We start from the raw sequence: 24,920 nt of genomic DNA, 5'->3' as shown, positions 1-24,920 counted from the left end.
GTGCGGCAGGACGCCGGAGCAATCGATGAACGCGACCTGGAAGAGCTGGCTGAACAGGCTGATGAATCGCGGAACCGGCGCCGTTCGGTCGCTGGGGTTCACCACCCGTCGGCCTTCCCGGATGTTGAGAATGCCCCGCATGCGGGCGGCGCTCGGCGTCGCCATGCTCTCGGGAGCGGTCGGAACCACCGCGTGGGGTCAGACGCCCGGAGCTGAGGGGGTCGTCAAACTGGGAGGAGGCGCCGCCTCTGTCTCCCAGGCCCAGGGTATCGTCGGCCTGAGCGATCCATCCGCTTCGATGGCCGCCGGCCCCAGCCGCATGGCCCAGGCCCAGTACGCGGCCCCGGCTCAACCCCAGTACGCCGTGCCGGCCCAGCAGTACGTCACCCCATACAACGCCTACCAGAACGCCCCCAGGCTGGCCGACCGCACCCTGCAGCATTACGAACAGGGACAGGGCGTTGGTTACGCCGCGACCCAGGACGTGACGCAGATCCTCTACCGCGCCCAGCACGTGCAGGGCGAAATCTACGGCGCCAACAACGGCTACACGTCGCTCAACGCCTTCGTCCCGCTCGGAACCAGCGGCTCGGACGCCCTCTGGTACATCCAGCCGCGGGCCAACGTCACCAACGATGGCCGCGGAATGGCCAACCTCGGTGTCGGCTACCGCTTCTACACCCCCGACGACAACCGCGTCTGGTCGGCCACCTTCTGGTGGGACGGCGACGGCGGACACCACTCCTGGTACAACCAGCTGGGTGCCCACTTCGCCAGCGTCGGCAAGTATCTCACCTGGCGCGGCGGATTCGCCCTGCCCATCGGCAGCACCACCGATCAGTACGGCGCCGCCGTCGGAAGCACGTTCTTCGTCGACGACAACGTCGGCCTGAACATCGTCTCCCAGCTCGAAACCGCGTACCGCCGCTTCGATCTCGAAGCATCGATGCCCCTGCCCTACCTCGGCCGCTACGGCTGGGAAGCGGGCGTCGGCACCTACTACCTCCACGCCGACAAGGCCGAAAACTCGATGGGCGTGAGCGCCCGCGTCGAGGCCCAGGTCACCGAAGACTTCCTGATCAACACGCTCGTCACCAGCGACGAGATCTTCGGCGGAAACCTCTCCGTCAACATGGAATTCACCCTGCCGGACGGAGCCCCGTCCCGCTGGTTCCGCCCGAAACGCGTCCGCGACGCTCTGACCGAATCGGACAAGCGTAACTACCGCGTCGCCGCCGGCACCCAGTCGGTCACCACGCAGACCCTCGCGATCGATCCCAACGACGGCAATCCGCTCCGGATCGCCCATATCGATCCGAATGCGACGGCCCCGGGAACCGGGTTCGTCCAGTCCCCCTACATGTCGATCCTCGAGTTCGAGTCACTCGCCGACGGGATCCAGTCCGACTACGACATCATCCTGGTTCAGGCCCGGAACGACAGCTCGGACACCAACCTGAATACCGGCGTCACGCTGTTCGACCGCCAGCGGCTCCTGGGCGCTTCGCTCCGCGCCGACGGCACGCGGCACACGATCAGCGCGATTCTGAACGGCGTCGCCGGACAGTTCGAGCTGCCCTACACGCCCTCCACGAATGCTCCGCTGCTGACGAACACCGGCAATCCGGGCGTCGACGTCGTCACGCTCGCGAACATGAACGAGGTCTCCGCGTTCCAGATTGATGGCGGCGCAACGGCCGCCGGCATCCGCGGCACGGGCATCGACAGCTTCAACCTCAACAGCCTGTCGATCGCCACGCAGAACGTCGGCATCGACATCACGTCCGACACCACCCCTCTCCTGGGGCTGGTCAACGAAGATTACGGCCGCATCACCAACGTCACTGTGGCCGGCCAGGCCCCCGCGACCGCCGGCATCCAGGTCCGGCATCAGGCGGGCGACCTCGACCTGCTCGTCGCCAACAACACCGTCACGGGCGTCGTCGGCGAAACGGTCGACTCCAACCTCAACGGCGTGATTGATCCGGGCGTCGGCATCGCGATCGTCGCCGAGAACACCGGCGTCATCTCGGCGACCGACCAGAACTCGCTGACCCGGCCCACCGGCATCCTCAACAACACCGCGACCGGAAACGACACGAACCTGAAGGTCACCGCTCTCAACGGCGGCGACTTCATGGTCAACGTCATCGGCAATACGCTGAACTCCAACACCGACACCACTTCGGCCGGATTCGTCGCCCTGGCGGACAACGGCACGCTCACCCTCTCGACCGTCGCCCAGAACCAGTTCAACTCCAACGCCGGCGACGGCGTCCGCATGGAAGCCGCCAACGGCGGAACCCTGTTCGTGCCGAGTTCGGAAACGACAGTCGACACGAACGGCAACGGCGTCATCGACCTCGGATTCGTCGGCAACACGATGACCGGAAACGCCGGCTCGGGCGTCCGCGTCGTCGCCGACGGCGTCGGATCGGTCGCGAACGTGTCGATCGGGGCCGGCAACAACGTCAGCAACAACGGCCAGGACGCAATCGTCCTCGAGGCCAACGATGGCGGCGTGATCAACGTCGATCAGCTCTCGATCGCCAACGCCACCGGCAACCTCGGTGCGATCCTGCGGGTCGCGGGCGACGGCGGCATCATCGACCTCGGCACGATCTCGGGAACGACCTTCGACCGCCGCGTCTCCGGCAGTGCAGGCATCCTGTTCGACGCCACCAACGCCACGATCTCCGGTGTGATCTCAGGCAACCAGTTCCTCGGCAGCGAGACCAACGACGACACCTCGTTCGGCATCGGCGGCGAAATCCGCGGCGGCACGCTCGACCTGGTCATCGACAACAACCTGTTCGACGGCAACGCCGACGCGGCGATCGGCCTGATCTTCACCGCCTCCGACGACCGGCCGGCCCCCGGAACGGGAACGCCGCTCGAAGGCGACGCCGTCGAGGCGAAGGTCGTCATCACCCGCAACACCATCATCAACACGTTTGACGCGATTGATCCGCGGTTCGCCGGCCAGGGCATCGCCCTCATCCTGAACGGTTCGGAACAGGACAACGGCGTTCCGCCGGTCGATCCGACGACGAACGTCCAGCCGGCCGCTTACCTCGAAGGCCTCATCGCCGAAAACATCATCGGTGTGAACCCGACCGGCACCGGCGTCGACCTCGCCGATCCCGACACGTACAACGTCGCCGACGGAAACGATGGCGCCGGCATCTATGTCGAAGTCAACGGCGACACCTCGATCTCCGACCTCGCCGGCGTCGGCAGCACGGTCGACGACGCAGAGCTGAACGGCCTGTTCATCGGAGCCATGACCTACCAGGGCGAGGCCTACCAGGGCAACCTGATCGCCAACAACGACGAAGGCATCCAGGTCCGCCGCAACGACAGCTCCGTGATCGACAACTTCGTCATCAACGACAACGACATCGTCAACAACCTCAACGACGGCATCGACATCGCGGCCAACAACGGCGGAATTCCGTTCGGTCCGCAGGAAGTGCTGAACTTCGAGATCACGAACAACCTTCTCTTGAACAACGGCTTCCTGACCGACGGCACCCAGGGGACCGCGGGACGCGGCATCCAGCTGCGGGCCGAGGCCAGTGCCCTGCTCGAAGTCAACATTCGTGAGAACACGATCTCCGGCAACCGCCTCAGCGGCATCGAAGCCCGGACCTTCACCGACACGCACGACTTCATCGGCGCCGGCCGCGACGTCGCATCGCCGCTCAACGGCGGAGACAATGGTGCGATCACCGGTGTCTGGGAACTCAACACCATCACCAACAACGGCTTCCTCCTCAACGAGGACACTAACCGCAACGGAATCCTCGACGCGGGCGAAGACGCGGATGGCGACGGTGTCCTGGACGTCGTCACGGAAGGCCACGGCATCGCCCTCGGCCGAATCGACTTCATCGATCCGGACAACCCTGGCGGCGTCCTGGAAGGCTTCAACAACGGCGGCTTCCTGATCGACACCGACGGCGACGGAACTCTGGAACTTCCGATCCTCTCGATCCTCAACAACCGGATCGCCGGAAACGCGGAAGACGGAATCCACGTCTACCTCGACAAGTCGCCTGTGCCGAGCACGGTGGCCGGCGAACCGCGGACGACGCGGATCTCGATCCTCGGGAACGACATCGTCTCCAACGGCGAAGACGGCTTCAACGTGCAGAACACGCAGGGCTCGAGCGCCATCGCACGCATCGAGTTCAACAACAACCTCGTCTCGCAGAACGGCCTCTACTCGGGTCTCTTCCAGATCCAGCAGGCCGGTACATCGAACGCGGTCAACATCATCGGCGACGGTGTCGAGATCGTTACGGCCGCCGGAGCACAGACGATCCTTGAGGCCAACAACAACCGCATCATCAACAACAACGGTCGCGGCGTGAACATCCTCACCGCCGAAGGCTCCCACCTGGAAACCTTCTGGGACGGGAACAACATCTCTGGCAACTCGCGGGAAGGCTTCTACGTCGTCAACGCCGCGCTCAACGTGACCGTGCTCGGCACCAGCGGAGCTGCCCAGGGAACGCCGTTCACTGGATACACGGCCGACTCCTGGCTGGCTGACTTCGACAGCAACCACGAGATGTACTCTTATGGACACATCGGAGGCACAAACCTCGGAGCCGGTGGAAACACTCCTCCGGGGCCTATCGCACCGTTCTTCATCAACTGGGTGAACGACGTTCCGGGCCCAGGACCGGTCACGGAGATGCGGCTGACCAACAACCTCATCAACAACAACGGCGGCGTCGCGGAAGATGCCGATGGCGAGGATTCCTACAGCACCCTCGGCGGCCTGGTGGTTCGCGTCGGAACGTCGGGCTTCGAGGACACCTCGCTGACCTCGGCCCCGAACTGGAACCTCGGCCTCGGCGGTGTGATCGCCGAAATCGAGAACAACCAGCTCTCCGGAAACGTCGGTCGCGACGTCTACATGGACGGGTTCATCTCCACCCAGTCGCCGGCGACCGGAAGCTTCGGCGATCCTTTGATCCGCCTCGACCTCCAGTTCCGCAACAACCGCGGCGGATCGATCGACGTCTCCGGCGAAAACTTCTCGGTGTTCTACAACAACACCAACGTCGGCATCCCCGGAGCCACGAACGTCGACCGACCGAACCCGCCGTTCACCAACCCGGCCATCCTCCGCGATGCCACGCGGAATATTGGCGACCCGATCCTTGGCGAACTGCCGTTCCCTGGCTTCGGTTCCTCCACGCTGCGGATCGAACTCGACGGCTCGGCTCCGGATGCGTTCGGCAACAACATCGGAAACAACCAGTTCAACCTGATCTACTCGGGCTTCAACGCCTTCGATTGGCTCACCGTGCCGGTCGGAACGCTGCCCGATCCGACGCTGCCCGCGATCTTCCCGTAAGGGCTGGACGCAGGCTGGAACGCTTCAAATCCCGACCCAGCTCCGCTTCCATCGAAGCGGAGCTGTTTTCTTTTTGGACGACGCGACGAAGCCACGTTCCCGGAGGGGCGCGAGGTGACTCCTTCGAACGAGGCCCAAAAGACGCCGTCGATGAGAATGTGGAATCGCCGGCGACCGGCGTATAACTCTGCCGTATGAGTGACGTCCCCCTCGTCGTTGAACTCCCTCTCCCGCCCCGCCCGGAGCTGGCTTTGGCCCGCCTCCAGACCTGGCCGAGGGCGGCGCTGTTTCAAAGCACGCTCCAGCGACCGGGACTCGGACGGTATTCGTTCCTGACGGCGGATCCTGTCCGGACGGCCGAAATCAGCCTGGAGACGCTGGCGGACACCCGCGCAGGCCATGGGACCACGTCCGATCGGACCACAGGCGTCTTTCAGCCCACGCGCGACTGGCTCGCGCGCCCTTCAGCCCCCTCCGTTCCGGGGCTTCCGCCGTTCCAGGGGGGAATCGTCGGCCTTCTCAGCTACGAAGCCGGGCAGCTGTGGGAACGCCTCCCCTCGCTGGGGAACTCGGTGGCGCCGGCCATCTCGCTCGGCCTGTACGACTGGGTTCTCGCCTGGGACCACCTCGACAATCGCGCCTGGATCATCGTGCAGCCCCTCGACAGCGAGCGCGGCTGCGACTCGGCTGCTCGCCTCGCGGCGATCAAGGCGGCACTGAACGAACCCGACCGGCCCGGCCAGGATCTCGCCCCCCGTTCAGCGCCGGCGCCCTCCAGCCCATCGGATGTGTTCGCGCGTCTGCCGGGACTGCGAAGCAACTTCGATCGCCCGGGCTACGTTCAAGCCGTCCAGCGCGTCGTCCGCTACATCCATGCGGGAGACATCTTCCAGGCCAATCTCTCCCAGAGATTCTCCGCGCCTGTCACGATGCCGGCCGCCGAACTCTATGCCCGGCTCGCCGCCGTGAATCCGGCCCCCTTTGCAGCCTACTACGACGCCGGCGACCTTCAGGTGATCAGCGCGTCTCCAGAGCGGTTCCTCAGACTCAGCGGAGCGGAAGTTGAAACGCGGCCGATCAAGGGGACGCGGGCCCGTCGGGCCGGCGTCGAGGCCGATCTCTTCACCCGCGACGAGCTCCGCGAAAGCGACAAGGACCGGGCCGAGAACGTGATGATCGTCGACCTGCTCCGCAACGACCTGTCGCGCGTCTGCCGCCCGGGATCCATCCGCGTCCCGCAGCTGTGCGGCGTCGAAACGTACGAAACAGTCCAGCACCTGGTGTCCGAAGTCCGCGGCACTCTGCGAGCTGGGTTTGATTTCTTTGACCTGCTGGCGGCGACCTTTCCGGGAGGATCGATCACCGGCGCGCCGAAGATCCGCGCCATGGAAATCATCACGGAACTCGAACAGGTCCCCCGCGGGCCGTACTGCGGAACCCTGTTTTATCTCGGGTTCAACGGCGAGGCCGACAGCAGCATCCTGATCCGCACGTTCACGCAGACTGGAAACGTGCTGCACTTCCCGGCTGGCGGCGGAATCACGGCCCAATCCGACCCCGAATCCGAGTACAACGAAACCCTGCACAAGGTGGAAGGCCTCCTGCGGGCCCTGGCGCCGGCCGGTCGGCAGGAATAACAGGGGCCACAAAAAAAGCATGGCCCCGGAAAGGGCCATGCTGGAATTTCGCCTCTGAAAGTCGTCGCCGACTCACTTCTTCTTCGGTTCGGCCTTCTTCGTCTTGGCCTCGGCCTTTTTGGCTTCGGGTTTCTTGTCGCCCTTCTTGGCCTCCCCCTTCTTCGGGGTTTCCGAGCGGATCGGCTCGTCGATGGTGAACGGCTCGCGAACAATCGGCTTCAGCACCAGGCCGCTCCGCAGCAGGCTGACCGGAACCCGGCGACGCACGACGATGCCGTCTTCCTGCACGCGAACGCACTGAAGGTTCTTCTTGAAGACCCGACGGGAGATGCCGGTCGTCTTGCGGCCGTTGCCTCCGAGGTACTTCGCCTTACCGCGACGGGTAATGCTGTTTCCGGTCGTCGGCTTCAGGTCGCCATAAATCTCGAGCTGCTTGGCGAGCTTGATCCGCTTGTTCTTCTTCAGGGTGCTCATGGCCGTCTTTGCCGCAAGTCGATGTACGATCAACACTTACCGCCCGCCAACACACTTGCGGGCCGTAGAGAATCTGTTTTGGGCCGCGTAAAGTAACGGAAAGGGCCCGCGTTTCCAAGAGTCCCTGCGGCTTTTCCAGGGCTGGTCGCTTCTTCAAGATGGGCCAATTCGCCGTTGGCGTGCGTCATTGCCGCAGAAGGACTTGCGGAGACGAAAGACGACCGACTTCAAAAAGTGACTCACCCCACCCCAATCCCCACCCTCCAAAGCACTTCCGAGTATCGAGTACCGAGTACGGGGCCCACCCGCGCAACCGCCCCCGTCATGATGGAGGATCCCATGAACACAACCACCGTCAACCTGTCGTCACACACCCCGGACCCGGCCGACTCCATATCCGCACCACCCACGTTCTCCCGATCCCTCCGCAAGACTTCAGGGGGAAGAAAGAGGGCGAGGAGTACAGTACCACCCACACATCGCGCCCTCCTTGCCCCCCTCGGCGTCAAACACCTCCGCACTGTTCCCGATCCCCGCCCGTGCCTGAGAGTTGCGCGCAAGGCTGGTCACTTTCTCAAGATGGGCCAGTTCGTCGTTGCCGCAAAATGCCCTGCGGTGACGACAGACGACCTGTTGTGAGAAAGTGACTCGCCCTGGCGGCTTTTCGGGGCCGTCGCCTCTCAGGCAGCCCGGCTGGTCGGTGATCGACGGGCCCGGCCCCGGAGATTCGCCGGAACCAACGATGGGGCTTCCTTTTGAAGTGAACCAGCCGGGCTGCTTCGCGTTCCGGCCGCATTTCCCCTCAGGAAAACTCCCACCCGGGCCGTGCGCAACCCCTCACGCTGTATTGGAGGGAAAAATGCACACGACCACGAAGAACCACATCGCACACTCGAACCTGACCGGCCGGTCCGCCCAAACCGCCGGCGCCGGGGCACGGCCAGGCATCATTCTCAAAGTCCACGGGGAAACAGGGCAAGAAAACAGCACCACCCCCTGGCCCCGAACGTCTTGCTACTGCCGTTCTTGCTCCGCCAGGCCGCCATGCCCCTTCAGGGCGTTTCAGTCTGGCAGAAGCAGGACGACTTCAACTCCACATCCGCGGAGCGCCAGGCCTCCTGAAACCGCGCGCGAACCAGCCGCATGTCGTCCATCTTGTCCTGCCGGTCCAGCGACTGAGACAGGCCGAACAGTGACCAGCCGTTGTGGGGCCAGGTCTCCAGATCCTTTCGGTAGACCGCTTCCGCTTCTTCTGGCTTCCCGGCTTTGATCAGCCAGGTTCCGAGGGCATGCCGGACCGGAATGATCCAGCCGGGAGGCTCGTCGTACCGCAGCAGGTCTTCCAGTCGGACCGCCTCGCGCAGTTTCGCGATCCCCTCTTCCATCTTCCCTTCCTTCACCAGGATCTCCCCCTCCAGAAGCGCATCCGCCACCTTGAGCAGATCGATCCCGGAATTGTTTCCGAACCGCGCCTCCTCGGGCACCGCCCTGACGGCGTCCCGGAATCGCCGCTGCTCGGCCCGCGCCTCAGCCACTTGCCCCTTTGCGGCCAGCGCCACGCCCCGGGCCTCCCGCCACAGCGCGTGGGCAATCGGACGATTGCCGACCGGTTCGGGCTCTGCCAGAACGGCGTCCCATTTCCCGAACCGCACCAGCACCTTGATCGGCGCGGCAAAAAAGCCGTCCGCCATCGCCAGGTTCTCGGGCACCGCCAGCCAGCTCTCGGGAATGTCCGCGAGCATCTGCCGGGCTTCAGCCTCGGCCCGGGCGCTCTGCCCCTGCATCATGGCCGCGAACGCCAGCATGTGGCGATTGTGTGCCATGTAGATGCGGTAGAAGTCCTGTTCCGGACGACGGCCGCGATAGTCGTTGTCGGCGCGGATCGCCCGTTCATTGGCCTCCACCGCCTGTTGCCAGCGCCCCGTCCGCACATCGATGTGCGATGGCATATGAACCAGATGCCCCAGTCCGGGCGAAGCCGTGCGCAGTCGGTCAGCCGCCTCCGACGCCTCTCCGGGGTTCGGGCCCGCTTCGACCGCATGGATATACAGGTGGCATCCCAGGGGATGCGCGGGCGAAAGCTCGAGAACCTTCCGGAGCACAGCGATGGCCGTCTCCCGTTCGGGACGGGCTTCCCCATCAGTCGGCCAGAGATCCCACGGACGGAGATCCATCACCGCTTCGGCGTAGAGCGCCCCGACATCCGCATCGCCTGGAAACTTCTGCCAGACCCTCTGCATCGCCTCCGCATAGGCTTTGTCCAGGGGAACACGGTCTTCAGGCGGTTTCTCCGCATACCGCGAGGCCAGGGCCTCGATGAGCGCCTTTTCGACTTCCGTTCCGTTCGCGGAGTGCTGCCGCGCGAGCTGCAGCTCGCTCCAGGCCAGCGCCGACTTCTGGGGCGTCATCAATGGGAAATTGATGTGCGGCCCGACCGCGAGAGCGATGCCCCAGTGCGCCATGGCGCATCCGGGGTCGGCGTCGACGGCCGCCCGGAACGCATGAATCGCCTCGTCGTGGTTGAAGGCGTACAGGAGCATCAGCCCCTGGTTGAACCACTGCTTCGCCTCGGCATTCGCAGCCGTGACCTCGCGACGATGGGGCCCGAGGCCGTCCATTCTGAGTGCAACAGGACGTCCCGACTCTTCGGCGGGCGCTTCCCACCCCGACAGCCAGACTCCGGCGACGATCGCCGCCGGAATCGACGCGATCAGGCACTGACGAACGTTCATGCTGTGCAGCCTCCGGTGACAGGAAAATGACGTGCCGACGACGAATGTCGTCCCGGACACGCCTCGCCGAACTGCCGTTCGCATGCACGCGAACGGCGCGGCGAACGGCCCGGACTGAGCCAGGCGGAATCCGGCTCTTCCTGTGACAGCATTTTGCCGGTCAGCTTAAGCCAGCGTCGAGGATCGCCGGCCCCCCGGCGGCCTCCGACAACTCGACTCAGGCCGCCAGTTGCTCGTCCAGGCGATCGAGCATCTGCAGCCAGCTGGGATGGGCTCCGGTCCGCTTGGCGAGCGATTCATCGACCGTCTGGTGCAGGGTGATGCGGGTCGAGGCCCCGAGGTCTTCGAACAGGACCGTGACCCGCGTCGTGACGGGCCAGGCGGGGTCCATGCCGACGACCGTGGGCTCAACAATGTTTCCATCCCGGTCGCAGACCGACATCGTCATCACCAGCCTGTCCGGCGGAGAAAAGACTTCGTACTCACCGGTGCACCAGCATTCATGGCCGTCCGGGGTCGTGATGCAGCTGAGCAGCGTTCCACCGGGCGCAGGGGAGTAGCTGCGAAACCGGATCGTGCAGCCATGTGGGGCATACCAGCGTTCGAGCGCCTCCCGGGTCGTCCAGGCTGCGAAAACTCGATCGCGCGGCGCATGGATCGTCCGAACGATGTGGACCTCGCCAGCCGCGCCGCCGGAAGGAAATACAGTGTTCGCCGTTTGCATCACAGATACCTCGTTTCTGGAACTGACATGGCTCTCACTTCGACTTACGTTTCGGTACAGCCTGCTTGGGAGGAGCCGCTTTCGCCGGGGCCTCCTGGAGCTCCCGGAGGAAGTCTTCCAGGCGGTCGAGCTGTTGCTCCCACATCTGCCGGTACTGCTCGACCCAGTCGGCCACTTCACGAAGTGGCCTGGGATCGAGCCGGCAGGGCCTCCATTGGGCTCGCCGCCCCTGGGAGACCAAGCCGGCGCGCTGCAGCACCTTGAGATGTTTGGTGACGGCGGGAAGCGACATCGCAAAGGGTTTCGCGATGTCGCTGACGGACGTTTCGCCTTTCGACAGCCGGGACAGGATCGCCCGACGTGTCGGATCGGCAAGGGCCGCGAAGGTCGCGCTGAGTGGGTCTTCCAGCATCACTATTAAACCAATCGGTTATTTACCTCTTTGGTTAAATACACGAAGACAACGGCCCCGTCAAGAAGATTTCGGTGAACAGGAGACAGGGCGAGCCGCAGAAGCGGATTCCTCGCAGGCACGTGCGGGACCGGGCTTCAGTCCGTATTCTCGCCGAAAGTCCGATGCTGATGCCTCCTTTCGGATATCGAATCATGATCTCGAAGCCGGGCAACGTGTTTCGCCAACGAGCAACAGTGCTCGTCCTGCTGTTGACCTGGCTGTGCCTCGTCGTGGTCGCCCCGGCCGGGGCACAGACCGTTCCCGCAAAGGAGGCGATCCGGGGAAAGAAGATCATCGAATGGGGATGGGACGAGCCGGATACGAAGTTCATGCGGGCGAATATCGAGGCGATGGAGAAGCTCCCCTTCGATGGGCTGGTGTTCCACGCCAAAACTGCAATGGGTGAACAGCTTTCCTGGGAAGTCTGGGGCGATCGGAAGTTCACAGTGGATGACTTCCGGCAGGCGATCGACGACCTGAAGGCGACGCCGTTCCAGCGATTCACCGATCGCTTCCTGAGGGTGAACGTGACCCCCGGCAAAGTCGACTGGTTTGACGACAAGGCCTGGACCAGCGTGCTCAACAACTTCGCCGTCGCCGCGCGCATCGCCCGAGAGGGAGGCTGCAAGGGCTTCATGTTCGACACCGAACAGTACGACGGGGCCGTCACGCTGTTCGATTACCGCCAGCACAAGAACCGCGACGCGAGATCGTTCGATGACTACCGGACCAAAGTTCGCCAACGGGGCCGGGAGTGGATTCAGTCGATCAATCGCGAGTTCGCGGACATCACGATCCTGCTGACGTTCGGCTACGAGATGAGCTTCCGGCGGGCCGACACGCCGCGCGATCGTTCCACGGCGCCGTATGGTCTCCTGGCCGACTTTCTCGACGGCGTTCTGGATGCCTGCGCGCCGGAGACCGTCGTCGTCGACGGCTGGGAGTTTTCCTATCCGTACAAGGATCGGAAGCAGTTTCAGGAGGCGCACGACAGCATCACGAAGACGGCCCTCAAGCAGACGGCTGTTCCGGAGAAGTATCAGCGGCAGGTCTCCGCCGGCTTCGGCCTGTGGATCGACCACCGCCGGGGCGGCTGGGATCTCGAGAACTTCTCCACCAACCATTTCACGCCCGACGCGTTCGAATCGGCCGTCCGCTCCGCGCTGGATGTCAGCGACGAGTATGTCTGGATCTACTCTGAGCGACCGAGGTGGTGGACGAACGAGATGCTCCCGCAGGCCTACGTGGAAGCGCTGCGCAAGGCCAGGACCCCGAAGGTGGAATAGGCCCCGGGATCGCGTTCAGCGCATCAGTTCATGACGGGCACGCAGGAGCAGCCGGTTGACCGGGCTGAGCGCCTGCACTTCGTTCAGACGTTGCCGAATCAACACGGGATCGTCCGTAATGATGTTGGCGACTCCCTCGTCGATCAACGGCGCCACCTGATCGGCCGAGTTCACCGTCCACGCGTGAACCTCCATCTCCTGGAGGGCGGCCCGATCGATCAGGGCTCGCTTCGCCCGATCGGCGCCGACCATCAGGAAGTCCACATCCAGCCGGGCCAGGTCGCCCACTGCGACGGCGGCGATAAAGCCGACCTGCAACCGCGGCTCGAGTTCGAGGGCCCGTTGCAGGCTCTCATACGATTGCGAGCAGATTCGGCAGCGATCGACGAGCCCCGCATTCTGGATCGCCGCCACCACCCTCTCCGTCAGAGGCCCGACATCGCCCCTGCCGTGCGGCTTGAGTTCGACATTCAACCGGAGTTCCCTGCCGGCGGCCGCGAGCACTTCTGCAAAGGTGGGAACCTTTTCGCCGGCGAACTGCGGTCCAAACGGACTTCCGATATCGAGCGACTGGATTTCCGCGAGGGTCGCCTGATCGACCCTGCGCTTGCCGCCTCCGATCCGGGCGAGGTCGATGTCGTGCATCACCACCAGTTTGTCATCCGCCGTGCGCTGCACGTCGATTTCGGCCCAGTCGGCCCGATCCGCAATGGCCTGCCGCACGGCCGCCACACTGTTCTCAGGTCCGCGCAGCGCACCGGCCCGGTGAGCCGTGATCTGCACGGCTTCGCCAAGCTGCAATTGACCCAGCAATCCGCCGCTGACGATCAGTCCGCCGACGCAGAGCGCCACGAGCCCCGTGACAGCGACCCATCGCAGTGGAATCCGCGACGGAAGCTCTTCAGGCAGAATCGCTTCCCTGGCAATGAGGACTTCTCCGGCGGCCTGCCTGTACAACCCCAGCACCAGCGCCGAGAAGGTTGCCCACCCAAACATCGATAATGCCATGAGGACAGCCGCATTCGCCAGGAGCAGCACCGCGGTGACGGGGAGCGCGACTGTCAGTGAATTCCCGATCCTGCCGAGGATCCACTCCGCAACGATCTTGGCAAGGGCGACGACGAGTCCCGCGGAACAGACCTGAATGAATCCCCAGGAGGCGATTGCGGCCGCCAGCACCGGAAGTCGGCCGCGCGTCAGTTCGGTGCTGCGCTGGAGAGCCGCGCGGGACGACTGCGAAGACTCGAACAGCAGGACCGGGATGGCAAAGAGCCATCGCAGAAACTGCCGGGCCGCAAGCAGCACATAGATCCCCGCAATGGCCGCCCCGAGCCCGGCGCCAATCCAGAACTCCGCGGGTCGGAGAATGATCAGGCCGTTCAGGTCGCGGCCGGACCAGAGCGACAGGTAGACGATGCCGATCGCCGCGAGGAACGGGACTGCCAGCAACAGATAGACGGCGACCTGCCTGAGCCCGAGCTGAACGATGCGATAGAACAGCCCGGCCGCGCTGCCGAAAGCCGACCACCAGTGCAGTCGCCGGTCCGCCAGAAGTCGCATCAACCCCGCCACCTCCAGGAAGTGCGTCGCAACGATCAGGCTGCCGATGCCGACGAGGGCGGCCAGTCCGGGAGGCGACAGCAGGAACAACGCGATCTCGAAGTTGCCGACGGAGGCCCTGCCCCAGCGCTGCATCAACAGGCGGAAGCCGGCGGCAGCAAGAGGCGCAAGCACGGCGAGATTCAGAATCTCGAACGCCAGCGAGCAGACAAACACGTCGCGCAACCGTTCGCGAACCCCATGGAGGGCCCACGAGATCGCGTCCGATATCCCGGCAAGGGAAGCCTTCAATGGAGCCTCAGCCTTCCCCCTGGATGTCCACGATGTATCCCTGCGCGCCGGTCCTGACATTGGCGGCGTTCGCCTCGTCGGTGTCGATATGCATGGCGAGCCGAAATGCCGGATCGACGCGAACGAGGACATCGCCAAACACCAGTTCCCGATCGCCCGCGATCCGCACCCGCACGATGGATTTGTCGCGCACTCCGTAACGGAGCGCATCTTCGGGAGTCATGTGAATGTGCCTGATCGCACAGATCACACCGCACTCCACTTCAATCCGTCCCGTCGTGCTTTCCAGAGTGCAGCCAGGCGTGCCGGCGATATCGCCGCTCTCACGAATCGGAGGATGGATTCCGAGCCGGAACTGCTCGGTCATGGCGATCTCAATCTGCGTCTGCTTTCGTGCCGGACCCAGGACGCGGACGCGTTCAATGCGTCCTTTTGGTCCAACGATCGTCAGCTGCTCCTGGCATGCGTACTGCCCAGGCTGCGACAGATCGGAGATTCGCGTGAGTTGATGCCCGTGCCCGAAGAGCCGATCGACATGCTCCTGCGCGAGATGGATGTGATGCGCCGACACCTCGACCGGGAACGGCTGCTGGTTCCGCGCGGTGATCGCCTGTGTCAGGTACGAGCGGCTGAGGGTGCGGAGCGCCTCTCTCGCCATCATTCGCTCTTCGTCGGCCGGCACGACAAGGACGTTGACGGGGGAATCGTCGGTCGAGATCCGCTGGACGTCGCCGAAGCCGTCAGCTTCGCGATTTCGCTGCCTGTCGAGGACGACGCCCATGCAGTCGAGGCCCTGCAACGCGATCGCCCGGACTGCCGCGCTCCCCTGCCCGATCCCACCGGTGAAGACGACGGCGTCCATTCCTCCCATCGAAGCCGCATAGGCGCCGATGTACTTCCGGACGCGGTAGCAGTACGCCTTCAGGGCGACCAGGGCGCGCGGGTTGCCTTCCTCGGCCGCCTGCTGCACTTCGCGCATGTCGCTGGAGATGCCCGACAGGCCCAGGAGTCCGCTCTTCCTGTTGAGGAGATCTTCGGTCTGCGTCGCCGTGAGGTGCTCGTTCCTCTCGAGAAACGCGATCACGCCCGCATCAATATCGCCGCACCGCGTCCCCATGATCAGCCCTTCGGCCGGTGTGAACCCCATCGACGTATCCATTGAGCGGCCGTGATCGATGGCGCATACCGACGATCCATTGCCCAGGTGACAGCAGACGAGGCGGAGTTCGTTCGGCCGGCGGTTCAGAAACTGCGCGGTCCGCAGGCTGACATATTGGTGCGAGGTTCCGTGGAAACCATAGCGCCGAATGGCATGTTTTTCGTAGTACTCGTAGGAGAGCCCGTACAAGTAGGCAAAGGCGGGGAGCGTATGGTGAAAGGCGGTGTCGAACACGGCGATATGCGGCGCCGCAGGGAACAACCGTCGCATCTCGCGGATGCCGGCGACATTCACCGGATTGTGCAGAGGGGCCAGGGAATTCAGGGCTTCAATGTCTGCGAGAACGTCCTCAGTGATCAGTGTCCCTTCTGTGAATTTCTCGCCGCCGTGAACGACACGATGGGCGACAACGCTCACGTCGCCGGCACCGTGGATCACTCCGGCACCATGGGAGGTGAGTTCGGCCACCATGGCTTCGAACGCTTCGGGAAATCCGGCCGTGGAGAGCTGCCGTTCGATTTCGCCGCCCGCGCCCTGCTGACGGAGTCGCGTGCCGCTGATGCCGATGCGTTCGACCTTGCCACGGACCGTGCGGGATTCGTCGGCCGTGTCGTAGAAGGTGTACTTGAGCGAGGACGAGCCGCAGTTGATGACGAGGATCTTTTCGGCTCGCTCTCCTTTGAGCTGCAGACCGTAAGGGTCTTCAACAGTGCGATTTACTGCCGCGGCGGATTGCGGATCTGCAAGGACCGACTGGATGCGGTTCGCAATGGTCTTCGAGAGGGCGTGGATCGACTCCGGCTTCGTGAGGATGATCGACTGAAACTGCGCCACAGGAATCAAGAGGACGTCGCAGCGCGACCGGGCGATCAAGTCGGCTGGCATGGCGTCGCCCGTCATCAGCGCAAATTCGTTGAACGTCTCGCCGACGCGCAGCAGGCCGAGCGACTTCCGCACTCCTCCTTCGCCCGGAATCGAGACGTCGATGGTCCCGCCGAGGACGACCCCGAAACACCGTGCTTCGTGTCCCTGGTGCAGGATGAACTCGCTGGTCTCGAAGGATTTCGCCTGCGAGCCATCGACCAGGGTTTGCAGCTCGTCCGCGGTGAAATCGCGGAACACCCGGACGGAGTTCTTGAGATACGTGACGATCTCTGAAGGGCTCATCGATGTCTCACGGAAAATGAGTCCGCTCCACCACAGCGGTTCCTGTCATGTCTTTACGGCTGTCGATCGGCATGGGACGGCATTTGATTCGCGAGTGGAATGATAGAGGGTCGAGCGGCTGACACGCCTGTCACGGTCGACGCAATCCCCTGATGCCATTCACGCATTGGCTGTCGCCTGCCAGGCCGCGTGGTGAGCTCGCAACTGATCGATCGCGGCCTGACCATCCGTCACACAGAGCGGGATCTCGAAATCTTCCGGACTGGCGAGCGGGAACTCGGGCCTCAGCATGGCCGACCGGCTCCACTCGATCAGTCCCTGCCACATCGGGCCGACGAGGATCAGCGGGCACTCATTCATTCTTCGCACCTGCAGCAGCTGCCAGATCATCATGGTTTCCAGCACCGTTCCGATGCCCCCTGGAACGACGACGAATGCGTCCGAGACCATGATGAAGTTCGGACGAAACACTCACGGTTCGCTCCAGTCAGGGGAAGGACCGCCAGGGAGTCGTCCGTTTCAGACGTTATCGCCTTCGGTCGATGACCGAGCGACCGACGCTGGGGTGCCGCTCCACCGCCAGCCGACGATATCGGGGTGATCTTCGCCGTGCTCCTCGATCCACGACTTGTGGTCGAGCAGCCGGTCGCGAATCGCCTGCTTGGCGTATGCGGCCTTCGAGCCGAGTTGCGGAAGCCGGTCAATCACGTCCGCGAACAGATGGAAGCGATCGATCTGATTGAGCACGCACATATCGAACGGGGTCGTCGTCGTCCCCTCCTCCTTGTAACCCCTCACATGCAGGTTGTTGTGATTCGTGCGGCGGTAGGTCAGCCGGTGAATCAGCCAGGGATAACCGTGAAACGCAAAGATCACCGGCTTGTCCCTGGTGAACAGGACGTCGAACTCGGCATCCGTGAGCCCATGCGGATGTTCCCGGTCCGACTGGAGCTTCATCAGGTTGACGACGTTCACCACGCGGACCTTGAGATCGGGCAGATGACGTCGCAGCAGGTCGACGGCCGCCAGAGTTTCCAGGGTCGGGACATCTCCACAGCAGGCCATCACGACGTCGGGCTCATACCCCTTGTCGTTGCTGGCCCACTCCCAGATGCCGATGCCGGCCGTGCAGTGCTTGACCGCCTCGTCCATCGTGAGCCACTGCGGCGCCGGCTGCTTTCCGGCAACCACCACATTGATGTAGTTGCGGCTGCGAAGGCAGTGATCAGTCACCGACAGCAGGCAGTTCGCATCGGGCGGAAGGTAGACACGGATCACCTCCGCTTTCTTGTTGACGACGTGGTCGATAAAGCCGGGATCCTGATGGCTGAATCCATTGTGATCCTGCCGCCAGACGTGGCTCGACAACAGATAGTTGAGCGACGCGACCGACCTCCGCCAGGGGATCTGATTGCACACCTTCAGCCATTTGGCGTGCTGGTTGAACATCGAATCGATGATGTGAATGAAGGCTTCATAGCAGGAGAAAAAGCCATGCCGCCCCGTGAGCAGGTAGCCTTCGAGCCATCCCTGGCATTGATGCTCGCTCAGCATCTCCATCACCCGGCCATCGCAGGCGAGATGGTCGTCGTAGTCATATTTCTCGGCCATCCAGGTGCGATTGGTCACTTCCAGCGCGTCCTGCCAGCGGTTGGAGTTGTTCTCGTCCGGACTGAACAGCCGGAAGTTGGCAGAGTCCAGGTTCAGCTTCATCACGTCCCGCAGGAAGCGGCCCATTTCCCGCGTCGATTCGGCGTTGCCGGCGCCGGGAGACGTCACCGGGACCGCGTAGTCGCGGAAATCCGGGAGACGGAGATCCCTGAGCAGGACGCCGCCGTTTGCGTGCGGGTTGGCGCTCATCCGCAGCTCGCCTGTGGGGGAGAGCTCGCGCAGCTCTTCGACCAGGCGTCCGTCGCCGTCAAACAGCTCTTCCGGCTTGTAGCTGCGAAGCCAGTCTTCCAGGATCTTGACGTGTCCGGGGTGGGCCATATCGCCCATCGGCACCTGGTGAGACCGCCAGTAATCTTCCGTTTTCTTGCCGTCGACCTCCTTCGGCCCAGTCCAGCCTTTCGGACTCCGAAGGACGATCATCGGCCACAACGGGCGCCGGGTCGATCCGTTCCGGACCTCTGCCTTGATCGACTTGATTTCAGCTACGACCAGGTCGAGCGTCTCGGCCATCTGCTGGTGCATCTTCTCGGGATCGCTGCCTTCGACAAAGTAGGGCGTGTAGCCGTATCCCTTCATCAGCGATTCGAGTTCGTCGTGACTGATACGAGCCAGGACGCAGGGATTGGCGATCTTGTAACCGTTGAGATGCAGGATCGGCAGAACGACGCCGTCGCGGGCAGGATTCAGAAACTTGTTGCCATGCCAGCCGGTGGCGAGAGGCCCCGTTTCCGCTTCCCCGTCTCCAATGACGCACGCCACGATCAGGTCGGGATTGTCGAACGCCGCGCCGAAAGCATGCGACAGCGCGTACCCCAGTTCGCCCCCCTCGTGAATCGAACCGGGAGTCTCCGGCGCCACGTGGCTGGGAATTCCGCCGGGAAATGAGAACTGCTTGAACAGTCGCTTCATGCCCGCGCAGTCTTCCGTGATATTCGGGTAGACCTCGCTGTAAGTTCCTTCGAGGTAGTTGCAGGCGACGAGCCCCGGACCGCCGTGCCCCGGACCGGCGATATACAGAACGCTCAGGCTGTCGCGTTTGATCACGCGGTTCAGGTGGGCATAGATAAAGTTCAACCCCGGCGTAGTTCCCCAGTGCCCCAGAAGCCGCGGCTTGACGTGTTTGAGAGTCAGCGGTTCTTTCAGCAGGGGGTTGTCAAAGAGATAGATCTGTCCGACCGACAGGTAGTTCGCGGCACGCCACCACGCATGGATCAGACGCAGCTCTTCCCTGGTCAGCGCATCGGATTTCAGGCTCTGCATTCCGGATTGGCCTTTGGTAGCGGGCGTCGGCATGTCTCTCTTTCATCTCTCAGGTTCATGATTCTGCAGACGGTTTCGGGTCGCACCGGCGGGCACGGACGACCGAACCGCGGTCGCAGACGGAGATTCCTTCTGTCGATGACCACTCAGCCGACCGGGGCCGGTTCATGCGCCTCGTGCGGGACAGGGTTTGTCGGGTGGGGCTCAGGCGGTTTCGCAGTCCCGGAGTTCCCGGTCAGCTTGCGAATGACGAAGTAGAACACCGGCGTGAACAAAATGCCGAAGACCGTGACTCCGAGCATTCCGCTGAATACGGCGATTCCCAGTGTGGCCCGCATTTCCGCCCCCGCCCCCTTGGCAAGGACGAGCGGGACCACGCCAAGGATGAAGGCGAACGACGTCATCAGGATCGGCCGCAGCCGGAGCTTGCAGGCATCGACCGTCGCCGTCAGGAGTGGGTGCCCCTGGTCCTGCAGCTGCTTGGCGAACTCGACGATCAGGATGGCGTTCTTGGCCGCGAGCCCCACGAGCACGACCAGCCCGATCTGGACAAAGATGTTGTTGTCGAGCTTCGCAATCACGACGCCTGCCAGCGCCGCCAGGATGCACATCGGCACGATCAGCAGAATTGAGGCCGGTAGAGTCCAGCTTTCGTACTGGGCCGCGAGCACCAGGAACACGAACACCACGGCCAGCGGAAACACGAGCTTGGTGAGCAGATCCTTCGACGCCAGGATCTGCTGGTACGTCAGTTCGGTCCATTCGGAACCGAGCGTCGTCGGCAGCTGTTCCCTGGCGAGCGTCTCCATGATTTCGATTGACTGTCCCGAACTGACGCCCGGCTGCGTGTTGCCCGAAAGTTCCGCCGACGGATAGAGCTGATACCGATTGACGATCGCGGGGCCGGTCACGTCTCGAATCGTGAGCAGCGTGCTCAGCGGAACGCGCTGGCCGCGGTCGTTACGCACTTCCAGGCGGCCGATGTCGGCCGCCTGCATCCGGAAGGCCGGATCGGCCTGCACGTTCACCTGCCAGCTGCGATTCTGGAACGAGAAATCATTCACATACGAGCTGCCAAGGAATGTCTGCAGCGTCAGGTTCACGTCCTCAAGCGAGACCCCCTCGGACTTCACTTTCTCGCGGTCGATATCAAGGAACACCTGCGGCTGCGTGACGCTGAAGGTACTGAACAGCCCGCTCAACTGGCCTCCGTAGGTCGACATCCCCTGTTCGACGAGGTTCTGAACGCCCCCCTGCAGGGCCTTGAGCCCAGCGTTGCGGCGATCCTGAATCTGTATCTTGAAGCCGCCGGTGCTCCCCAGACCTTCCACCGGCGGGGCTCCGAAGATGGCGATCTGGGCCTCCGGGAAATTCTGAAACTCCTTGCGGAGCGCCGAGAGAATCGACGGAGCGCTGACATCGCTATGCCCGGCCCGTTCTTCAAAAGGTTTCAGAATCACGAACATCCCACCGGCATTGCTGATGTTCGTGCTGAGCACGGTCGAATACCCCGCGAGGTCGATCGTGTGCGCCACACCCGGCGTCTCCCGCACCACCTTGCTCAACCTGCGAATCAAGGCGTCCGACCGCGCCAGGCTCGCCCCGTCAGGAAGCTGGACGTTGACGATCAGGTAGCCTTTATCCTGCTCCGGGATAAATCCCTGGGGAACCGTTGTCGCCGCGTACACGGTCGCCGCCATGAGGCCGCCGTAGACCAGCAACACGATCACCGACAGCCGCAGCAACAGGTGGACAACGCCGCCATAGGCCGCGATGGAGACGTCGAATGCCTTGTTGAAGAGGTTGAAGAAAACGGCCAGGGCCTTGTTGATGGCGACCGCCGCGACGTACCCGAGCACGCCTCCGACCAGCAGCACCAGGGGCGTTAACCAGGCCGGCGGCGGATTGTGCGACTCGCCGTCGTGACCTGCGATCTCATACCCCATGGCCCGGGCGATCGGCGCCGCCAGAAACATATTGGCAATGAGCACTCCGATCAGCACGATCGCAAGCCGCGGAAGGGCATCGGGACGTTTGGCATGTTCACCGTGGGCGTGCGGCTTGAGCATCAGGGCGCACAATGCGGGGCTGAGCGTGAGTGAATTGAATGCCGAGATCACCGTCGATGCCGCGATCGTCAGGGCGAACTGACGGTAGAACTGCCCGGAGATGCCGGCCATGAAGGCAGTCGGGACGAACACGGCGCACAGGACGAGTGCAATCGCGATCACCGGACCGGTCACTTCATTCATCGCCTGCCGGCTGGCCTCCCGCGGTGACATGCCGGTGGCCATCAAACGCTCGACGTTTTCGACCACAACGATCGCGTCATCCACGACGATGCCGATCGCCAGCACGAGGCCGAAGAGCGACAGGTTGTTGAGCGAGAATCCGAGGAATGACATGGCCGCGAATGTGCCGATCAGCGACACCGGCACCGCGACCATCGGGATGACCGTCGCCCGCCAGTTCTGCAGGAACACGAGCACGACAATGAAGACGAGGATGATCGCCTCGATCAGTGTGTGGTACACGCTGTTGATCGATTCCTCAACGAAGACAGTCGTGTCATATTCGATGCGATGCTCGACGCCCGCGGGAAAGCTCTCGGCGAGCTGGTCCATCTTGGCCCTGATCGCCTTGGCCGTTTCCAGGGCATTCGAGCCGGGGAGCTGAAACACCGCGAGCGTCACCGACGGCTCGCCATCCAGATAGCTGTTGACGTCGTAGTTCTTGGCGCCGAGTTCGACGCCCGCCGAAACGATGTTGCCCTGCGCGTCCTTGACGCGGTCGCGCACGACGTCCCGCAGGTAGACGAGCTGCCCGGCGTCGCCCGAGCGGACGACGATGTCCTCAAAGTCCGCGGCCGTCGACAACCGTCCTTTCGTATTGATCGGACGCTGGAATCCGATGGTCGCTCCTTCGGGAATCGGAGGCGCCCCGAGTCGGCCCGCGGCCACCTGGACGTTCTGTTCCCTGATCGCCTTGATGATTTCGGCGACGGTCATCTGTCGGGTTGCGAGCTTGTTGGGGTCGAGCCAGACCCGCATGCTGTAATCGCGAGGCCCCAGGTACGCGACGTCGCCGACCCCCTTAATCCGCGCCAGCTCATCCTTCACGTTTAGCGCGGCATAGTTGCTGAGATACAGCTGGTCGTACTTGTTACCGGGTGAGATCAGGTTGACGCACATCAGGATGCTGGGCGACTTCTTCTTCGTCGTCACCCCGGTGCGTTTCACTTCTTCCGGCAGCTTCGCTTCGGCGACAGCCACGCGGTTCTGAACCAGCACCTGGGCCGTGTCGAGGTTCGTCCCCAGCTCAAAGGTGACGTCCAGGTTCATCTGGCCGTCGTTCGTCGACTTCGAGCCCATGTAGAGCATGCGCTCGACGCCGTTGATTTCGAGTTCGATCGGCGTCGCGACGGTTTCGGCGACGGTGGCCGCGTTGGCCCCCGGGTAGTTCGCCGTCACCTGCACGGTGGGCGGGGCCACGTCCGGATACTGGGCAATGGGCAGCCCCATCAGCGCGATCGATCCCACGATCACGATCACGACCGAGAGCACCGTCGCGAAGATCGGACGATCGATGAAGAAATGCGAGAGCATGCAGCGCGTTCCTGCGCAGGACCTATCGAAGACAGCCTCACGAACAGCGACTCGACCGGCCTACTTCGCGAGCGCGAGCGCCTCTCCCTGCTCGTTCATCGGCTGCACGGGATAGTTGATCCGCGCCCGCTGCAACCCCACCGTGATCACCAGGTCGTCAGGCGTCAGCGGCGTTTTCGAATCCGGGGGTGTCCGGATGACCTGCATTCCGTCATCCAGCAGCGTTCCCAACAGCACGTCCCGCCGGACCACCACCTTTTCCGCGTTCAGAGTCAGGACGTACTTCTTGTCCTGGTCGCTGAGAATCGAGATCTCCGGGACGCAGACCGCCTCATACGGATCACCCGTGGCGATGCGTATGCGAACCCGCGAACCGGGCACATACCGCCGATCGGCGTTTTCGGCCCGCCCGCGAATCTGCAGCGTGCCCGTGGATGCCTCGATCGTGTTCTCCGCGAAGTCGATCACGCCTTTGTTCGGGAAGCCGGTTTCGGTCTCGAGTCCGAACTCGAACGGAATGCCGGCTTCGTTCACGGGCGGCAACTGGCCGGCCTTCTCTTTGCTGGCGCGATGAGCCCGATATTCCAGGAGCGTTCGCTCATCGACGTTGAAGTAGAGATAGATCGGGTCGATCGCAACCAGAGTCGTCAGTAAGGGATCGGAACCTCCGGCGTTCACCAGGTTTCCCTTGGTAAGCTGCGCCCGGCTGAGCTGCCCGCTGATCGGCGCGGTGATGCGGGAGTATTCGAGATCCAGCTCTTTCTGGCGGATCAATTCCTGGGCGATCTGGATCTTCGCCTCCCAGCTCTTCCGGGTCGCGACGGCCTTCTCCAGGTCGGCCCTGGTCCCGGCCATCTTCGCCATCAGGTCCTTCTGACGCTGCTCGTCCAGCTGCGAGGCCTCCAGCTGGGCCTGGTCCAGAGCCAACTGCTGCCGGGCGGCGTCAATCTCGAGCTGGAACGGCCTGGGATCGAGCTCAAACAACAGTTCCCCGGCCTTTACGTTCTGGCCGTCCACGAAATGGACGTCCTGGATGTAGCCGCGGACACGGGAGCGGATTTCGACAGTCGCGGAAGCCGCCGCCGTGCCGTTGTAGTCCTTCGAGTCGACGACCTGGCGCAACTCCGGGTGGCGGACGGTCACCTTGGGGGGCTCAGGCTGGGGCCTGGCGGCCGCAGATGAACAACCCGCGATCAGCAGGCTGCACCACAGTGAGCAATGCCGACGAGGGGAGTGAAACGATGTGCAGATCATTCCAGCACCCTGATTGAAGACATGAACGCTTCCTCGAGAAAGGCGTCGTTCTGCCTGCCAGTAAATCCAGTGGCAGCGACGATTGCAAGTGGCAAGAGCTAACATGACGGCAGGGCGATCATTGCCGTTGCGGCCCCCCGGGGATGCCTGCCCGAGGGAGTCGGACTGGTGCCGCCGGCCAGGACTCCCACGCGAGAATCTCGCCAGGAACGGAGAAAAATCGCGGGATTGTGAGAGACGTTTTTCCGCGGCGACGATACAACGACGTGCAGCGG

General features: G+C 63.4%; 13 protein-coding genes. 3 read left to right on the top strand and 10 right to left on the bottom strand.

The features are described from left to right. Nucleotides 1-25: 25 nt before the first annotated feature. Both Pan44_RS24945 and pabB read left to right on the top strand, forming a co-directional pair. On the top strand, nt 26-5,371 hold the full coding sequence (locus tag Pan44_RS24945; RefSeq protein ID WP_145034454.1) for a beta strand repeat-containing protein: 5,346 nt from the start codon (nt 26-28) through the stop codon (nt 5,369-5,371). A gap of 194 nt (nt 5,372-5,565) precedes the next feature. Further along, entirely contained in the window at nt 5,566-7,008 is a 1,443-nt protein-coding gene (gene pabB, locus Pan44_RS24940; RefSeq protein ID WP_145034453.1) for an aminodeoxychorismate synthase component I, read from the top strand. A 72-nt stretch (nt 7,009-7,080) separates the two neighbouring features. On the opposite strand, the gene Pan44_RS24935 is transcribed toward pabB, so the two are convergent. From Pan44_RS24935 to Pan44_RS24920, 4 genes are all read right to left on the bottom strand, one after another. Next, nucleotides 7,081-7,482 carry a L28 family ribosomal protein gene (locus Pan44_RS24935; protein ID WP_145034452.1) on the bottom strand — a complete coding sequence of 134 codons (402 nt, stop codon included), beginning with the start codon at nt 7,480-7,482 and terminating at the stop codon, nt 7,081-7,083. Between the two features lie 1,052 nt (nt 7,483-8,534). Then, entirely contained in the window at nt 8,535-10,214 is a 1,680-nt protein-coding gene (locus Pan44_RS24930; protein ID WP_145034451.1) for a tetratricopeptide repeat protein, read from the bottom strand. A gap of 217 nt (nt 10,215-10,431) precedes the next feature. Next, the gene (locus tag Pan44_RS24925; protein WP_145034450.1) at nt 10,432-10,938 is read right to left on the bottom strand and encodes an SRPBCC family protein; all 507 of its coding nucleotides are present in this window, start codon (nt 10,936-10,938) and stop codon (nt 10,432-10,434) included. A gap of 34 nt (nt 10,939-10,972) precedes the next feature. Beyond that, on the bottom strand, nt 10,973-11,350 hold the full coding sequence (locus Pan44_RS24920) for an ArsR/SmtB family transcription factor (protein ID WP_145034449.1): 378 nt from the start codon (nt 11,348-11,350) through the stop codon (nt 10,973-10,975). 194 nt (nt 11,351-11,544) lie between these two features. On the opposite strand from Pan44_RS24920, the gene Pan44_RS24915 reads away from it, so the two are divergent. Further along, nucleotides 11,545-12,678: a hypothetical protein gene (locus tag Pan44_RS24915; protein ID WP_145034448.1), complete on the top strand. Its 1,134-nt coding sequence runs from the start codon at nt 11,545-11,547 to the stop codon at nt 12,676-12,678. 15 nt (nt 12,679-12,693) lie between these two features. Here the strand turns inward: Pan44_RS24915 and Pan44_RS24910 are convergent, their stop codons facing one another. From Pan44_RS24910 to Pan44_RS24885, 6 genes are all read right to left on the bottom strand, one after another. Further along, nucleotides 12,694-14,529 carry a glycerophosphodiester phosphodiesterase family protein gene (locus tag Pan44_RS24910; RefSeq protein WP_197453637.1) on the bottom strand — a complete coding sequence of 612 codons (1,836 nt, stop codon included), beginning with the start codon at nt 14,527-14,529 and terminating at the stop codon, nt 12,694-12,696. A gap of 7 nt (nt 14,530-14,536) precedes the next feature. Beyond that, entirely contained in the window at nt 14,537-16,855 is a 2,319-nt protein-coding gene (locus Pan44_RS24905) for an acetate/propionate family kinase (protein ID WP_145034446.1), read from the bottom strand. A gap of 159 nt (nt 16,856-17,014) precedes the next feature. Then, on the bottom strand, nt 17,015-17,326 hold the full coding sequence (locus Pan44_RS24900; RefSeq protein ID WP_197453636.1) for an LOG family protein: 312 nt from the start codon (nt 17,324-17,326) through the stop codon (nt 17,015-17,017). A gap of 48 nt (nt 17,327-17,374) precedes the next feature. Next, nucleotides 17,375-19,786, bottom strand: a complete 2,412-nt coding sequence (locus Pan44_RS24895; RefSeq protein ID WP_390620655.1) for a phosphoketolase family protein — start codon at nt 19,784-19,786, stop codon at nt 17,375-17,377. A 146-nt stretch (nt 19,787-19,932) separates the two neighbouring features. Next, nucleotides 19,933-23,391 carry an efflux RND transporter permease subunit gene (locus Pan44_RS27630; RefSeq protein WP_197453635.1) on the bottom strand — a complete coding sequence of 1,153 codons (3,459 nt, stop codon included), beginning with the start codon at nt 23,389-23,391 and terminating at the stop codon, nt 19,933-19,935. Between the two features lie 60 nt (nt 23,392-23,451). Continuing rightward, nucleotides 23,452-24,534, bottom strand: a complete 1,083-nt coding sequence (locus Pan44_RS24885; RefSeq protein WP_197453634.1) for an efflux RND transporter periplasmic adaptor subunit — start codon at nt 24,532-24,534, stop codon at nt 23,452-23,454. Nucleotides 24,535-24,920 lie beyond the last annotated feature (386 nt).

This window comes from Caulifigura coniformis (assembly GCF_007745175.1).
GTDB classification, from domain to species: Bacteria; Planctomycetota; Planctomycetia; order Planctomycetales; family Planctomycetaceae; genus Caulifigura; species Caulifigura coniformis.
The sequence above is the reverse complement of the archived record's forward strand: the minus strand, read 5'-3'. Positions and strand labels throughout refer to the sequence as shown.

Excerpts from the sequence above, each read along its gene's own strand:
- Pan44_RS24920 (WP_145034449.1), bottom strand. The coding sequence starts at position 11,350 with ATGCTGGAAGACCCACTCAGCGCGACCTTCGCGGCCCTTGCCGATCCG.
- Pan44_RS24930 (WP_145034451.1), bottom strand. The coding sequence starts at position 10,214 with ATGAACGTTCGTCAGTGCCTGATCGCGTCGATTCCGGCGGCGATCGTC.
- Pan44_RS24945 (WP_145034454.1), top strand. The coding sequence starts at position 26 with ATGAACGCGACCTGGAAGAGCTGGCTGAACAGGCTGATGAATCGCGGA.
- Pan44_RS27630 (WP_197453635.1), bottom strand. The coding sequence starts at position 23,391 with ATGCTCTCGCATTTCTTCATCGATCGTCCGATCTTCGCGACGGTGCTC.
- Pan44_RS24905 (WP_145034446.1), bottom strand. The coding sequence starts at position 16,855 with ATGAGCCCTTCAGAGATCGTCACGTATCTCAAGAACTCCGTCCGGGTG.
- pabB (WP_145034453.1), top strand. The coding sequence starts at position 5,566 with ATGAGTGACGTCCCCCTCGTCGTTGAACTCCCTCTCCCGCCCCGCCCG.
- Pan44_RS24935 (WP_145034452.1), bottom strand. The coding sequence starts at position 7,482 with ATGAGCACCCTGAAGAAGAACAAGCGGATCAAGCTCGCCAAGCAGCTC.
- Pan44_RS24915 (WP_145034448.1), top strand. The coding sequence starts at position 11,545 with ATGATCTCGAAGCCGGGCAACGTGTTTCGCCAACGAGCAACAGTGCTC.
- Pan44_RS24895 (WP_390620655.1), bottom strand. The coding sequence starts at position 19,786 with ATGCAGAGCCTGAAATCCGATGCGCTGACCAGGGAAGAGCTGCGTCTG.
- Pan44_RS24925 (WP_145034450.1), bottom strand. The coding sequence starts at position 10,938 with ATGCAAACGGCGAACACTGTATTTCCTTCCGGCGGCGCGGCTGGCGAG.